The organism is Bartonella sp. MR63HLJHH (genome assembly GCF_042194155.1).
Classification (GTDB): domain Bacteria; phylum Pseudomonadota; class Alphaproteobacteria; order Rhizobiales; family Rhizobiaceae; genus Bartonella; species Bartonella grahamii.
On sequence record NZ_JBHIMN010000054.1, the window covers coordinates 1 to 506 of the forward strand.

Consider the following 506-nt stretch of genomic DNA (forward strand, 5'->3'; position numbering starts at 1 on the left):
GTGAATCCTTGGCAATCTTACCATCAGCAACATTATGGAGACCTACAGCTGTCTTATCTTTACCACCCAAGGTGATATTCGCATAATCAACTTTACCATCCTTTTGTTTATCGTAATGAACAACTGCTGATTCATCAGACTGAAGACTGTTCGAAAGATCCTTTAAACCCTTCTCAAGCTGACCTTTGTTAACGGCTTCATTATCCTTGGTCGCTGCCTTCACACCAGAAAGTATTCTATCCCCTTTGTCCTTATTGGCGATATTAATTTCTCCGCCTTCTGATTTAGCACCAATAGTGAGGAGATGCGTTGTTTTATCTTGCTGAACAAAGCTTTCGCTTTCCACTTTGTTAACCACATTGTTAACCTGCTCAGTCAATTTATTCTGAACATTCGTGATAGAACTACCAACTCCACTCAAAGCAGATGCTACATCAGAATAAACCTTATCTTCAGAAACACCATCATCCTTAACCGATTTAACCGTGAATGTAGGAGCGGTCCAT

At 40.3% G+C, this 506-nt stretch carries 1 pseudogene; it reads right to left on the bottom strand.

Annotation, left to right across the window (positions count from 1 at the left end):
* Nucleotides 1–506, bottom strand: a pseudogene (locus ACFIKQ_RS09105) (hypothetical protein); the annotation flags it as partial.